11 protein-coding genes are annotated in these 13,824 nt (G+C 42.5%); 5 read left to right on the top strand and 6 right to left on the bottom strand.

Annotated features, from left to right (window positions below):
• Window positions 1–418: 418 nt before the first annotated feature.
• On the top strand, window positions 419–1,396 hold the full coding sequence (locus tag GYY70_RS10330) for a TerC family protein (RefSeq protein WP_304944919.1): 978 nt from the start codon (window positions 419–421) through the stop codon (window positions 1,394–1,396).
• Between the two features lie 103 nt (window positions 1,397–1,499).
• Here GYY70_RS10330 and GYY70_RS10325 read toward each other — a convergent pair whose 3' ends face one another.
• Complete coding sequence (locus tag GYY70_RS10325) at window positions 1,500–2,051, bottom strand: flavodoxin family protein (RefSeq protein ID WP_174832305.1); 552 nt, start codon at window positions 2,049–2,051, stop codon at window positions 1,500–1,502.
• 478 nt (window positions 2,052–2,529) lie between these two features.
• Between GYY70_RS10325 and GYY70_RS10320 the strand changes: the two genes are divergently transcribed.
• The 3 genes from GYY70_RS10320 (at window position 2,530) to GYY70_RS10310 (ending at window position 5,493) form a co-directional block, all read left to right on the top strand.
• Entirely contained in the window at window positions 2,530–3,921 is a 1,392-nt protein-coding gene (locus tag GYY70_RS10320) for an NAD-dependent succinate-semialdehyde dehydrogenase (protein WP_025331533.1), read from the top strand.
• Between the two features lie 330 nt (window positions 3,922–4,251).
• Window positions 4,252–5,034: a peroxide stress protein YaaA gene (yaaA, locus tag GYY70_RS10315; protein WP_174832304.1), complete on the top strand. Its 783-nt coding sequence runs from the start codon at window positions 4,252–4,254 to the stop codon at window positions 5,032–5,034.
• Window positions 5,035–5,154: 120 nt separating this feature from the next.
• Window positions 5,155–5,493: a zinc ribbon domain-containing protein YjdM gene (locus GYY70_RS10310; protein ID WP_174832303.1), complete on the top strand. Its 339-nt coding sequence runs from the start codon at window positions 5,155–5,157 to the stop codon at window positions 5,491–5,493.
• A 118-nt stretch (window positions 5,494–5,611) separates the two neighbouring features.
• Here the strand turns inward: GYY70_RS10310 and GYY70_RS10305 are convergent, their stop codons facing one another.
• From GYY70_RS10305 to hutW, 3 genes are read right to left on the bottom strand one after another with little or no spacing between them, the layout of a single operon-like run.
• A complete protein-coding gene (locus GYY70_RS10305) occupies window positions 5,612–6,256 on the bottom strand; it encodes an NAD(P)H-binding protein (protein ID WP_174832302.1) in 645 nt (214 codons plus the stop codon).
• 10 nt (window positions 6,257–6,266) lie between these two features.
• Entirely contained in the window at window positions 6,267–6,770 is a 504-nt protein-coding gene (hutX, locus tag GYY70_RS10300) for a heme utilization cystosolic carrier protein HutX (protein ID WP_025331529.1), read from the bottom strand.
• 40 nt (window positions 6,771–6,810) lie between these two features.
• On the bottom strand, window positions 6,811–8,193 hold the full coding sequence (gene hutW, locus GYY70_RS10295; RefSeq protein WP_174832301.1) for a heme anaerobic degradation radical SAM methyltransferase ChuW/HutW: 1,383 nt from the start codon (window positions 8,191–8,193) through the stop codon (window positions 6,811–6,813).
• Window positions 8,194–8,890: 697 nt separating this feature from the next.
• On the opposite strand from hutW, the gene GYY70_RS10290 reads away from it, so the two are divergent.
• Complete coding sequence (locus GYY70_RS10290; protein WP_174832300.1) at window positions 8,891–9,973, top strand: ADP-ribosylglycohydrolase family protein; 1,083 nt, start codon at window positions 8,891–8,893, stop codon at window positions 9,971–9,973.
• A gap of 54 nt (window positions 9,974–10,027) precedes the next feature.
• Here the strand turns inward: GYY70_RS10290 and GYY70_RS10285 are convergent, their stop codons facing one another.
• Both GYY70_RS10285 and glmS read right to left on the bottom strand, forming a co-directional pair.
• On the bottom strand, window positions 10,028–11,533 hold the full coding sequence (locus tag GYY70_RS10285) for a glucosyltransferase domain-containing protein (RefSeq protein WP_174832299.1): 1,506 nt from the start codon (window positions 11,531–11,533) through the stop codon (window positions 10,028–10,030).
• Window positions 11,534–11,957: 424 nt separating this feature from the next.
• The gene (glmS, locus tag GYY70_RS10280) at window positions 11,958–13,799 is read right to left on the bottom strand and encodes a glutamine--fructose-6-phosphate transaminase (isomerizing) (protein WP_174832298.1); all 1,842 of its coding nucleotides are present in this window, start codon (window positions 13,797–13,799) and stop codon (window positions 11,958–11,960) included.
• Window positions 13,800–13,824 lie beyond the last annotated feature (25 nt).

The raw sequence follows: 13,824 nt of genomic DNA, 5'->3' as shown, positions 1-13,824 counted from the left end.
TCAACTTTGCCGGTATTATAGTTTTAAAAAAATTCAATTCCGGAAAACAGACCGGATGCGAAAATCAAAAAACATAAATTGCCAGCAGACTAATTTGTATCCGGATATGAAAAATATCAGAGCTGGCTTTGTAATCTTATAACCAGACTGAATTATTATATTTAGCTATTAGAAAATCATGTACGGCATAGGTTATCTGTTCCGCTAAAAATAATTCTGAATATCTTCTCTTAATTCCTGACAGAGGCGGAATGCAGAATCTGCTTAAAACAATTATCAACAAGGGGATTATCTTTTCTGCCGAATATGCTATTGTTCGAATAGCAGCCGGTATAAAGCCATTTGCCTGACTGCTGATTCTGATAACTGGTATGGTTACCAGATTTTTTATGATAAAAATATTTAGCAGGAAAAACTTATGCAGCTACAGCTGAATTCTGTCGGTACACCTTTATTCTATGGTGTATTTATTGTGATTGTCATTGTGATGATTGCAATTGATATGCTTACATTGAAAAAAGAGGGAGTGCATCGGGTTAGTACCAAAGAAGCTTTGCTATGGACAACAGTCTGGATTACTGTCTCTCTCGGATTTGCTGCCTGGCTGTATTTTGAGCTGGCACATAATCCTGCCGCCGGTCCGGCTATAGCAGCAGATTCGGTGATGGATTTCCTGACAGGTTATGTTTTGGAAAAATCACTCTCAGTCGACAATATTTTTGTATTTATCCTGATATTCGGTTATTTCAAAGTGCCGGCTGAGTATCAGCATCGTGTTTTGCTGTACGGTGTACTGGGCGCTATTGTACTACGCGCCATTATGGTGGCTCTGGGTGCAGTACTGGTCAGCCGTTTTGAATGGGTATTGTATCTGTTTGGTGTATTCCTGCTTTATAGTGGAATTAAGCTGATGCTGCCTGAAAAGGCAGAAGATAAAGGTCTGGCCGATAATCCGCTGATAGGCTGGCTGCACCGGTATATGCGTGTTAGCGCGCAGTTAAACCGGGAAAAATTCTTTACCGTTGAAAACGGTCAGCGTATGGCAACTCCTTTGCTGCTTACGTTGATTGTGATTGAATTAAGTGATGTTGTTTTTGCTGTTGACAGTATTCCGGCAGTATTTGCCGTCACCACTGACCCGTTTATAGTTTTTACTTCCAATATCTTTGCGGTACTGGGGCTGCGTGCGATGTATTTTTTACTCGCCAATGTAGTAGAAAAATTTATCTATCTCAAATACGGGCTGGCTGTGGTTTTAACTTTTATTGGCGGCAAAATGCTGGTGGCCAAATGGTGGCATATTCCTTCTTTTGCTTCACTGACTGTCGTGTTTAGTGCTTTAATGATTGCTATACTTGCTTCATGGTGGAAAACCAGACAACAACCATCAGCTTAATTAATAATAGATGATATTTTATTTAAACAGCCCGTTATCTGTTACTGCCATTAACCGGCAACAACAGATAACGGGCTGAAATTCGAAATTAGCTTAAAAACGATTAAGCTAATTTATTGATGACTTCGCTTACCCGTGCTACGTAGATTTTAACGGTTTCAATATCGCCGCGCGGAATTTCATCTACGCTGGCATCTGCCGGTGTTTGTATCAGCGCTCCTCCAGAGCCTCCGAGCACATTAATATCATTACGGTCTGCTTCTTTGTTATTGGCCGGTAACAGCCCCAGACTTACCCAGATACCGCCGTGCTGTGCGGCCAGTGTTTGCATCCAAATAAGCGTAACCTGTTTGTCACCGTTAAAACTGGCACTATTGGTAAATCCGCCAAATACTTTATTTTGCCATGCGCGCTCTGCCCACAGTCCTGAAGTGGCATCAGCAAATTTTTTGAATTGCCAGGGTACATTGCCCATATAAGTAGGTGCGGCAAAAATAATCCCTTTGGCGTCGTGAAGCTGTTGCCACTGATCATTGTCCAGATCACCATTAGCATCAATTTCAACCAGTACTGCATCGGTATCTGCAGCGGCTGCTTCAGCTATTTTACGAGTATGACCGTAACCGGAAAAAACCACTATCGCCAGTTTACTCATTTGTACATCCTTATGAATGATTAAATGTTAAAACAGTTTATGCGTGCTGTGCTGCTACTGCAAGAGAGTTTCAGGAAACAAAAATTTCGATTATTGCCTGCGAAGAAATTATTGACTGATGCATTATTATCCTTGCACATACCAGTTGCTATGGTATTTAGCTAATACACTAATGCACTAAGACAGCATGCCGGGATTTGTTAGTTTACGGTACGCTTGCTGTTGTGGTAAATTATTGTTAAACTCAATTAATACATAATCATGCTAAAGTGATAACAGACAGGAAAATTAATGTTGCCGGTAGCCTGTATCAGGCTTACAAAAGATAATTAACAGCGGCAGCACACATCAGGCACATAACCATTTCTTCATAGTAAACACTGTAATTGTTTCAGAACCTGCCCGTACCGGCGGCACACCAAAAATAGCCAACAGGGCAGTAACCGTGGTGTAACTTTTACTCATGAGAGGTAATTATATGGCGTACGCTAGTACCAATCCTTATACCGAGCAACAGGTAAAGGCATTTTCTGATACTACCGATATTGAGCTGGAAGCAGCATTAAATCATGCTGATGCCGCTTTCCATCAGTGGAAAACTACTACATTTGCCCAGCGTGCGCGTATTCTGCAAAACGCTGCTGATATTCTGCGGGCTAATATTGAAGAATATGCCAGTTTACTCACACTGGAAATGGGTAAACTGTTTAGTGAAGCAAAAGCAGAAACTGAGCTGTCAGCACAGATTCTTGAATATTATGCAGTTAATGCTGAACGGCAGCTTCAGCCGGAAGTGTTACCGGTTACATCCAATAAAGGTAATCGTGCCCGTATTGAATTTGCTCCGCAGGGTATTATTCTGGCTGTTGAGCCATGGAACTTCCCTTATTACCAGATAGCACGTATTGCAGCCCCGCAACTGGCTGCCGGTAATGTGATTGTGCTGAAACATGCTTCTAATGTACCTCAGTGTGCAGCGAAAATGGAGGCGATGTTCCTTCAGGCCGGTTTAATGGCCGGTGCTTTCCAGAATCTCTATCCAACTCATGCTCAACTGGCCAAAATTATTGCAGATCCGCGTGTACGCGGTGTAGCGCTGACTGGCTCTGAAAGTGCCGGTGCCATTGTTGCCGCTCAGGCCGGAGCCGCAGTGAAAAAATGTACCCTCGAACTGGGTGGTGCAGATGCGTTCATCGTACTTAATGACGCAGATATCGAAAAAGCAGCTAAATGGGCTGTCTTCGGACGTCACTGGAATGCCGGTCAGGTATGTGTCAGTGCCAAGCGTATTATTGTAGAAGATGGTGTATACGACCGTTTCCTGAGTTTGTATCGTCAAGGTGTGCAGCAATTGCGCATGGGTGATCCGATGGATGCAGCCACAACACTGGCTCCGCTGTCTTCACGTTCAGCCGTTACTGGTTTACAGCAGCAGCTGGATGAAGCAGTTAAGCTTGGTGCGCACGCTGAGGAAATCCCGCTGGACATGCCTGCTCAGGGCTGTTTCTTCCGGCCGGTTATTCTGACCAATATTCAGCCGGATAATCCGGCACGTCACTGGGAATTCTTTGGTCCGGTTTCTTCAATTTACCGTGCTAAAGATGCAGCACACGCTATCGAGATTGCTAACGATAGCCCGTACGGATTGGGCGGATCTATCTTTACTGCTGACGAAGAACGCGGTGCACAGCTGGCTCAGCAGATTGATACCGGTATGGTATTTATTAATCATCCAACCATGGTAAAAGCTGATTTACCTTTCGGTGGGGTGAAACGTTCCGGATTCGGACGTGAATTACTGGATCTGGGCTTAAAAGAATTTGTTAATGCTAAGCTGGTAAGTATTGCCGATATTGACGGTGAATTCTAAGCAGAGCAAATAAAGCAAAACAGGGCTGACAGTGTGCAGCCCTGTTTTTTTATCTCCGGCCGTCAGTAAATTAATTTTTTCTTTATTTCTCCATTGTAGTTAGCAATCTGTTTTTCGGTTCAGTAAAGTGTTTACCTGGAGAGACATATACGTTACTGAAATGTAATATATATGTAGCATTATGCTAAATTCCGGCTATTGTGTTCTGCTGACAATATTTTCTCAGGTAAAGTGGTGATATCGAGTTTTTATGCATTATCTGATTGATAATAATATTTTATTTCACCATGATGAGCATAAATGTGTACCAGTGATTGAACAGGAGGCCGTATGTTAACCATTATCGCTGCACCCACCAGTCAGGATTTTGCTAATCCGCGCCTGAGTGAAAAGTATACTCAGCCACAGTTTCTTAAACAGAGCGAACAGTTAGTACATTATTGTCGTCAGCTAAGTGTGAAACAGCTGGAGGAATTGATGCATATCAGTCCGCATCTGGCTGAGCTTAATCAGCAGCGTTTTCAGGATTGGCATACGCCATTTACCCCTGATAATGCTTTACAGGCGATTTTTGCCTATAGTGGTGATATTTACACCAGCCTGAAAGTCAGTGATTTATCCCTGCATGAACTGGATTATATGCAAACCGCTGTATGTATTCTTTCCGGTTTGTACGGCATATTGCGTCCGCTGGATTTAATCCAGCCCTACCGCCTGAGCATGAATGTACGTCTGGAGAATCCTGAAGGCATTAATTTGTATCATTTCTGGCATGAAACTCTCACCAGCCATTTGAATCAAATAGAAACTGAAACCATCATTGATTTAGCTTTTGATAATTATTTCAAAGCAATAGATAAGGATAAACTTAAAGCACAGGTAATTAAACCGGTTTTTCTGGATGAAAAAGCGGGTAAATACATGAATGTTAATGCTTATGCGAAAGAAGCCATGGGATTGATGACTCGCTTTATTGTACGCAATAAACTGCACTCACCTAAAATGCTGCATGAATTCAATGAGCATGGTTACCAGTTTGTTGCACATGAATCAAGTGAGGATGAACTGGTGTTCAAACGTTCAGAAAAAACAGCTCAGCAATACCGTAATTAGGCATATTATTCAGTATAGCTGTGCAAAAGCTGCAAAAAAAGCAGAGCAAGTACATAAAAATGTGGTAGTTGTAGCAAAATTAGGTACAATCGCCGCTTTTACCATCGCAAAGGTGTAACCATGTCTGAATCAACCCCAATCTGCCCGCAATGTGCCAGCGAACAGAATTATTTTGATGGTAGCTTTACTGTCTGCCTGGAATGCGGACACGAATGGGATGCTGCCAGCAATACCGGCTCATCACAAGAGCTTGATGTTAAAGACAGTAACGGTAATCCGTTGTCGACTGGTGACGACGTTATTCTGATTAAAGACCTTAAGCTTAAAGGTAGTAGCACTGTTCTGAAAAAAGGTGCCAAAGCTAAAGGTATTCGTCTGGTTGAAGGCGATCATGAAATTGATTGCAAAATTGACGGCATCAAAATCATGCTTAAAGCGTGCTTTGTGAAAAAGGCCTGATATTTTTTCAAAGAGGTACGTACACAAAACCCACCCTGTCTGCCAATTTTTAATTGCAGATAAGGTGGGTTTTGATCTGTGGATAACTAAGTTATCCACATACAGGCGCCAATATGCTCTAATTATTGTCGGAAGTTAACCTCGGGTCAACGACTGCATAGATGCGGTTGTCCAGAACACTGGCACTGATTCTTTGCATAATGACATTAGCCAGTTCAGTACGATGAATAAAACCATGTACCTCCTGCTGATAAAAACATTTACCTGTGCCAGTAACGTCACCATTAGACAAACCGCCCGGACGCAGAATTTCATAATTCAGCTTACTGGTTTGCAGCCATACCTCTGCCAGAGATTTTTCCCGTACAGCATGCCCGAAAGCAGTTTTTGCGCGTTCAGACATAGTATGCCATGAATCGCCGCAGCCCAGAGAGGTAACCAGTAGCATCCGGGAGATACCAGCTTGTTCAGCTGTATCAATAATCAGGCGCTGAGCCAGATAATGTGCACCAGCTGATCCACCCAGAGTAGAGACAATTACGGTATTGGTGCCGGCAAGCCGGCATATTTCTTTGACACTGGATTCATCGGTAGCATCACCAACCACAGTCTGCACACCCTGCCGGTTTAATTCAGCGGCAAAAGCGGCATCGCGTACCAGTGCCGCGCAGCGCCATTCAGATGATTGTTGTAATGCCAGCTGTAATACCTGATAGCCGGTGCCTTTTTTGGGGCTCAACCCGAACAATAATAGCGTTTTCATCAGTTTTTCCTTAGTCCGGACGGAAACGTTGAGCCAGAATTCTGAATTTATCTAATTGCTGTGCTTTTAATTGTCTTTGTTCATCACGTCCGACAAAAATTTTAAACATGGCTTCACCCTGACGGTTCAGAAAAATAATTCCCGCGGTAGCCATATGCATAAAACTGCGCTCAACAAAAGCGATATGTGCACAGTTTTCTGCCCGGATATGCCCGCCGAATGCTTGCTTATGCTGCAAATTAAAATAACCGGCACCATATTTTCCAGCTGGCAGTTCACCGGAAAATTCAGCAATAATGTCCGGAGTGTGAACCAGAAAAGTAATTTCACCCCATGTAAGTACTTCCTGCCACACAGTATCAAATTGACTTCCGTCTGTCATAACTGCATCAGGCATGGCTTCAATTACTGCTGTTAAACTAGTCTGATATTGCCGGGCAATCTGTTCCAGCGTACCTTCCGGGTTACTTTGCATGAAAAGTTTAAGATTATTACTTGCAGATTGTTCAGTCATTCTTATTTCCTTAAGTTAAAACTGTTTTGACGCTGAGATATTACGGAGCAGCGGTATGCCCTGGCGCGGGTTTTCCGCTTTGGAGCATCTGCATTATTTTTTCCTGCTGCTCAAGATGTTCCGGATTATTCAAAGACAATAGTAATTGCTGCAAAGCCTGTAACAGATTGCTCGACCAGAAACGGCCTGATGGTGTTAGCAACAGACTGCGTGCATCATTGACGAGTAAACCTGCCTGCTGCCATTGCTCCAGTAACGGATCCAATAAGTGAGCCTGTGTTGTCAGTGCAGCTAAATCAACCCGACCCTGTTCTATACCGGCCTGAAGCTGATATAACCATTTTCCTAGTAAAGATTGGCCGGTAAGCATCATCAATGGCTTTTTGCCTTGTTTCAGCCGGGTATAGTACTCAGCCAGATCGCGTTGCAGCATAAATGACTGACCGCCCAGCCGGCCACCGGCACCGGAGCCAAATGCAAAGAAATCAGCACCCTGCTTAATTAGCAGATTATATAAATTTCGTTCGCGTGTGGTTTTAGCCCAATGGCTGTTACTTAGCTGCATCCAGCCCTGCCGGCGTAAAAAAGCTTCACCCTGTAAATAAAAATGACATTTATCCGCTACTGAAGGTAATTCAAGTTGGCCGTTTTCCACCCGCTTAGCCAGCGGTGTGAAAGAGAGCAGATTTAGAGCATACAAATCCACACCATCCAGCGGCAGACCGGCAGCAAGTTCTAAATCTGTCTGCCAGCTCTGAGGCGTCTGCCCGGGCAACCCAAACATCAGATCGCACACCAGTGCTACACTGTCTTTAGCGGCAATCCGTTCAAATGTTTCTATAATCTGTTCACGTTTGGATAAGCGTCCGAGCTTCTGACGAATATTGGTATCGAAAGTCTGAATACCGATTGAAAACCGGTTTGCACCTGCCTCTATATAACTATCTGTACGTGCCTCATCGAAATCAGAAATTCGTCCTTCAATAGTAATTTCACAATCAGGTGCAAGAGGTAAGGACTGTTTCAGTAAACTGATTACCCGGGCTAGCTGGCCGGCGGGCAGAGCGGATGGTGTACCACCTCCGAAATAAACCGCATGAATGGGTGCAGACTGTAATGCCGGATTGTTGATTTCCAGAGTGATTTCGGTTAGTAAAGCATCAATATATGCTTCAGTATCAAATTTGCGCAGCAGATTCTGGTAAAAACCACAAAACTGGCAGTGAGTATTACAAAAGGGGATATGAATATAAATCAGCCTTTTATTGCCGGTAAGTTCGGTTTGCTGTAATTGTTGCCATTGCTTTTCGATATCTTCCGCAGCCAGTGGCATACTTGCGCGTAATGGCATGACAGCCCGGCGATCCTGAAACGGTAAACCAGAACATGCAGCATAATAACGGCTTAAATCCAATGATTTCATAACACAGACATAAATTGAAAGCTGCAAGAATTAAATAATAATTATTATCATATGGCAATGGTTTTATGACTATGTATACTTAACAATATCCTGTTTATTGATACATATCAACAGACATGAATATGCCAATAAAAATGTTTATTCTGTAGAATAATTGTGCAAAAACTATTTTATGTGTGTCGGAATTCATCTATCAATGATTAAAAGAATACGGCTGAATCAGATGGTAGTGTGGATAAATTTATCTGTCTGAATTAAAGCTTGATAAGCTTAAAACTGAATTTATAGAAATCAATATTTATTAAAGTTCTGATTTTTGAATTAATTGTATAAATTAAATGGTAATTATATAAACTCTGTATTCTGACTATATATTTAATTGGCAGCAGAAGAAATTATTTTTAAAACATAATGGCATAATTTACTAAATTCTATGATGATCAATCATTAAACTGAAATCAGGTTAAATCTTCAATGTAAAAAATAATATCTGATAGTTGCCACTGAAAATCTGAGTATAAATTTTCCGGCTAAATTATTTTTGGCAGCAGCTTATCTTTATGGCTGAGGATTATTATTGAATATTCTGAAAATAAATAAAAATTTGATAATCTGAACAGTTAAAACAGGAATTAATAAAGAAAATACTGTATAGTTAACATTTGTAAATTTATTATTCATCCACCGGAAATAAATTATGCAACAAACCCAGTCTGTCCGGCAGATTACCGGATTGCTTATTGGTACCGCAGTTGGTGATGCAATAGGGCTGGCCCGTGAAGGTATTGCTCCTAAGCGAGCCAGACGTATGTTTGGCGATAAAATTCAGCACAACCTGATTGTTACTCCATGGGGGAGAATAGGGTTATGCAGTGATGATACTGAGCATGCAGCGATGGTGGCACAATGTCTGCTGAGCTGTAAGCTGAATCCGAAGGATTTTAGTAGCCGGCTGGGCAGAGGCATGAGGCGATGGTTTCTGACTATGCCGGCCGGTTTGGGTATGGCTACTTTAAAAGCCTGCCTGAAATTATGTCTGGGTATAAATCCGGCTAAAAGCGGTAATAATTCTGCCGGTAACGGAGCGGCTATGCGTGCACCGGTTATAGGCTGGTTTTTTGCCGGTAATCCGGACATCATGCGTGAATGCATTCATGCAGCTACCATCATAACTCATACTGATCCGCGTGCAGAAGAAGGCGCATGGGTGATTGCCATGGCTGCCGGCTATGCCAGTCGGCAGCAGTCTGAGGTGTCTGCTGACAGTTTCTTTGCTGAGATTATGCCTGCGCTAAGCGGAGAGCAGCTTATCAGTCACTTGCAACTGGCTCAGCAGAAACTTAAGCAGCAGGCTCAATTGCATGAATATTTGCTGGCGCTGAAACTGGAAAAAAAAGGAATTACTGGCTATATCAACAATACCGTGCCTGCTGTTATCTATGCATGGCTGCGCTATTATGGTGATTATGAACAAACCGTCAGTGCATTAATACAAGCGGGCGGGGATACTGATACCACGGCAGCCATTGCCGGCGCTCTTGCCGGTATTTATGTGGGCGAAGCAGGTATTCCGGAACAATGGCTGCAAGGTATGAAAGAATGGCCGATGAGTATGGATTATCTGCGCAAACTCTCGGTGGCACTGGCTGACAGAAAACATCATCCGAAACAGATTATCAGTCTGAAACAGCCACCATATGTTTTCTTATTATGCAGAAATATACTTTTTTTCTGCATAATCATGTTGCATGGTTTCAGACGGCTGTTACCGCCGTATTAGGCAATAAATACTTTATTGCTGAACCATTAAACAGATAAAAACAGACCGATGATTTTATAAACACTGTTTCGGTATGGTGTTTTCCTTAACGCCGTTCGGGCAATAACCTACGTTTTGTCCGAGTTTTACTACTACCACATCCTTTATCCGGAAAATACTGCCTTTCTGCGGCCACACAGGTGCGGCATAAACGGTATTTAAATCAGATTTAATATCAGCATAGGATGCGGGAATGATAGTGGCAATTTCGGCTTTATTCATAAATGCAGATATTCTTACGGAATTACCGCTATCCCAGTTAAGAAATGAAGCACCAAACATATCTGAATTATTTGGTCTGTTTACGCGTTTAATATCCATCGCACCAAAGAAATATACTTTGACAGGGGTATCCGGAGATACTTTTATTTCTTTGGCGATATCACTGGCAATAAATGAAGCCAGCCGATAATCTTTATTGTAGGCAATATAGTCTGTATAAAATAGGTTACTGGAACAGGCCATACCATATAAAAATGAAAAAGCGGCCACTGCCCATAAAGATTTATTTTTTCGGATAATAATAAAACCAATCAATCCTGCAGAGGCAAAGAATACGGCAAAACTGGTCATTGTTCTGGCTGGCAAGCCTTTGCCGACAACAATATTCATACAGAACAAAGTCAGAATGCTTAAAAGTACATAAAACCCATATCTGGCTTTTCTTTTTAATGGATACAGGAGTGGCAAAATTAAAAATACAAACGCAATTAAAAAGGTATTTAATCCGTAGGGGGCTTTTAGAGTGAAATAGTGCTCTATAGAACGTCTGATATTTTTTAAGTTTTGTACGGGTGATTCATTAAACCAGGTAACAATATCGCTTAAATAAGATTCAGACTGCAGATGATAATAATTCAGAATTAATTTTCCCAATACAAAATACAATATTAATCCGATAACTGAGGAAATACATAATGCAGCTATCAGTTTTAAATGCCGGGTATTTTCTGTACCTCTGACCTCATCGATTAATAAATATGCAATCAGCAATGAGTACGGGAGAAAGATTAATGATTGATAAATAGCTATTGAATAACAGATCAGAAAGGCCGGAAAAATTACGGTATGCAGAAAGGAATTTTTTCTGACAATCAAGTATACGGCAACAGATGACAGCAATATTGCTGTAGCCAGTGTGTCACACTGGTTCAGAAACTGTAACTGATAGGCAAACTGTACAGATGAGGCATATAAAACAGTAAAGAAAAGCGATTGATGCAGATTTAAACAAAATATTTTTACAATTACCGTGCACGAAGCGGCCAATAAAATAAACGTCAGAATTTCAGTGAAAAAGGGGATAAAAGGTTCCGGATAAATACTGGCTTTCAATAAGGCATGTCCCCATCTGCCAATTGCGACAGTATGCAAAATGTTGTTATTGAATTCTTCATCTATAGACAAAGAAAAATGAGTAAGTTCAAAGCCGAAAACAAAAATATAGATGATTAATGCGGACAGAAAAGAAAATACGGCAATCTGGTGTTTATTATTCTGGTCTGGCTGCAAAAATTGCATTCAATGTCACCCTTATTAAAGTAAAGCTTGTTGTTTAATAATCTATATTTCTCCGGAATATTTGTCGCTGACATAGAATCTTGAATAAACCGAAGCTTTCTTTTATATGGAGAAATTATAATTCAATTTGATTTAATCAGTTACTCTATATAAGAAGATTGAAGCTAATAAAACTATTTTTAAAGTAAAAAACAAAATATAAAGTTGATTTGAGGTTTTATGCTAAAAATATAATAAATAATGCTGGTATTAGTTTTTAAATAATTATATGTAATAAAAACGCTGATTATTCAATGAAAATGCAGATTAATTAGGATATTAAGTGGCTCAGGTTTTATTTTAATATATTTTAATTTAAGGAAAATTAAACGCCCTGTTGTTATTCAACAGGGCGTTTAAGAATTAAAAAGCGTTCACAAGCTATCTATTCTACAGTCACCGATTTCGCCAGATTTCTTGGTTTATCTACATCAGTGCCGCGGGCCAGTGCGGTGTGGTAGGCCAGTAGCTGTACCGGTATGGTGTGTACAATCGGGGAAAGTACGCCCATATGGCGCGGGGTACGGATAACGTGTACGCCTTCACCGGCGCTGAATTCGCTGTCCAGATCGGTGAATACAAAGAGCTCACCGCCGCGTGCGGCTACTTCCTGCATATTGGCTTTGACTTTCTCGAGCAGGCTGTCATTAGGCGCAATTACCACTACAGGCATATTCTGGTCTACCAGTGCCAGCGGGCCGTGCTTAAGCTCACCGGCCGGATAAGCTTCGGCATGAATATAGGTAATCTCTTTAAGTTTCAGAGCACCTTCAAGGGCAATGGGGTAATGAATACCGCGACCTAGAAACAGTGCGTTATTTTTAGCGGCAAACTGATTTGCCCAGCCGGCAATTTGCGGTTCGAGATTAAGTACATGCTGCACGCTGCCGGGAAGCAGGCGCAGCTCATTGGTATATTGCTCTTCTTCTTCAGGGGTAACCAGTCCGCGCATTTTACCCAGTGTTACCGCCAGTCCGAACAATGCCACAAGCTGAGTCGTAAAGGCTTTGGTAGAGGCTACACCGATTTCGGCACCGGCGCGGGTATACAGTACCAGTTCACTTTCGCGCGGCAGAGCCGATTCCATTACATTGCAAATAGAAAGGCTGTGCTGCATGCCCAGTGACTGGGCATATTTAAGCGCTTCCATGGTATCAAGTGTTTCGCCGGACTGAGAAATCGTGATGACCAGCTGTTCCGGGTCGGCAATAACTTTGCGGTAACGGTATTCACTGGCAATTTCGACGTCTGTCGGTATTTGCGCAATGGCTTCCAGCCAGTAACGTGCAGTGAGTGCGGAGTAGTAGGAGGTACCGCAGGCAAGAATTTTAATGTTACGGATTCGCTCAAAAATACCGGCAGCACTGGTGCCAAAATTTTCCGGCTCAAAGCCGCCTACCAGAAATACTTCGGCGGTGTCGGTGATGGCTTTGGGCTGTTCGTGAATTTCTTTTTGCATGAAATGGCTGTACAACCCCAGTTCGAGCGAAGCTAAGGACAGTTCAGACATTTTGATTTCACGTTCTGCCGGCTGTTCGTGTTTGTCGAGCAGAATATCAATGCCTTGTGTGGATAGCTGAACAAGGTCGCCATCTTCAAGAAAGACAACACGACGGGTATAAGCAATAACGGCGGAAACATCGGAAGCGATAAAGCTTTCATTTTCACCCAGCGCCACTAACAGCGGACAGCCCATACGCGCAGCCACAAGTTTATCGGGATTGTCTCTGGCAATAACGCCGATGGCATAGGCACCCTGAAAACGTTTGCAGGCAGTTTGTACCGCCTGAAACAGGTTGCCGGTGCTGGAGTGGGTATATTCGTAATGGATGCTGTGAGCGATGACTTCGGTATCAGTTTGGGATGTGAATTCGTAACCCAGTGCCTGCAGCCGGCTGCGCTCACTTTCAAAGTTTTCGATAATGCCATTATGAACAATGGCAATCATGTCGTTAGAAATGTGCGGATGAGCGTTGGGTTCGGTAACACCACCGTGTGTTGCCCAGCGGGTGTGACCAATACCCAGTCTGCCTTTGAGTCCGGCAGCCTGAGCGGCTTCTTCCATAAATTTAACGCGGCCGACACGGCGTACGCGCTCAATACCGTCCGGTGTCCATACGGCAATGCCGGAAGAATCATATCCGCGGTATTCCAGCCGTTCCAGACCGCTGGTAAGAAATTCTACTACGTTATTCTGTGCGCGAATGGCGCCAACTATGCCACACATGGTTTATCCTTTTTCAACAGGCATG

The organism is Snodgrassella sp. ESL0324, assembly GCF_013344955.1.
Classification (GTDB): domain Bacteria; phylum Pseudomonadota; class Gammaproteobacteria; order Burkholderiales; family Neisseriaceae; genus Snodgrassella; species Snodgrassella alvi.
Note: the sequence above shows the minus strand (reverse complement) of the source record. Positions and strands in the feature narration are given on the sequence as shown.

Bases quoted from the DNA above. Each gene is read 5' to 3' on its own strand.
- GYY70_RS10310 (WP_174832303.1), top strand. From the start codon at position 5,155: ATGTCTGAATCAACCCCAATCTGCCCGCAATGTGCCAGCGAACAGAAT.
- hutX (WP_025331529.1), bottom strand. From the start codon at position 6,770: ATGACTGAACAATCTGCAAGTAATAATCTTAAACTTTTCATGCAAAGT.
- GYY70_RS10325 (WP_174832305.1), bottom strand. From the start codon at position 2,051: ATGAGTAAACTGGCGATAGTGGTTTTTTCCGGTTACGGTCATACTCGT.
- GYY70_RS10290 (WP_174832300.1), top strand. From the start codon at position 8,891: ATGCAACAAACCCAGTCTGTCCGGCAGATTACCGGATTGCTTATTGGT.
- GYY70_RS10330 (WP_304944919.1), top strand. From the start codon at position 419: ATGCAGCTACAGCTGAATTCTGTCGGTACACCTTTATTCTATGGTGTA.
- hutW (WP_174832301.1), bottom strand. From the start codon at position 8,193: ATGAAATCATTGGATTTAAGCCGTTATTATGCTGCATGTTCTGGTTTA.
- GYY70_RS10285 (WP_174832299.1), bottom strand. From the start codon at position 11,533: ATGCAATTTTTGCAGCCAGACCAGAATAATAAACACCAGATTGCCGTA.
- yaaA (WP_174832304.1), top strand. From the start codon at position 4,252: ATGTTAACCATTATCGCTGCACCCACCAGTCAGGATTTTGCTAATCCG.
- glmS (WP_174832298.1), bottom strand. From the start codon at position 13,799: ATGTGTGGCATAGTTGGCGCCATTCGCGCACAGAATAACGTAGTAGAA.
- GYY70_RS10305 (WP_174832302.1), bottom strand. From the start codon at position 6,256: ATGAAAACGCTATTATTGTTCGGGTTGAGCCCCAAAAAAGGCACCGGC.
- GYY70_RS10320 (WP_025331533.1), top strand. From the start codon at position 2,530: ATGGCGTACGCTAGTACCAATCCTTATACCGAGCAACAGGTAAAGGCA.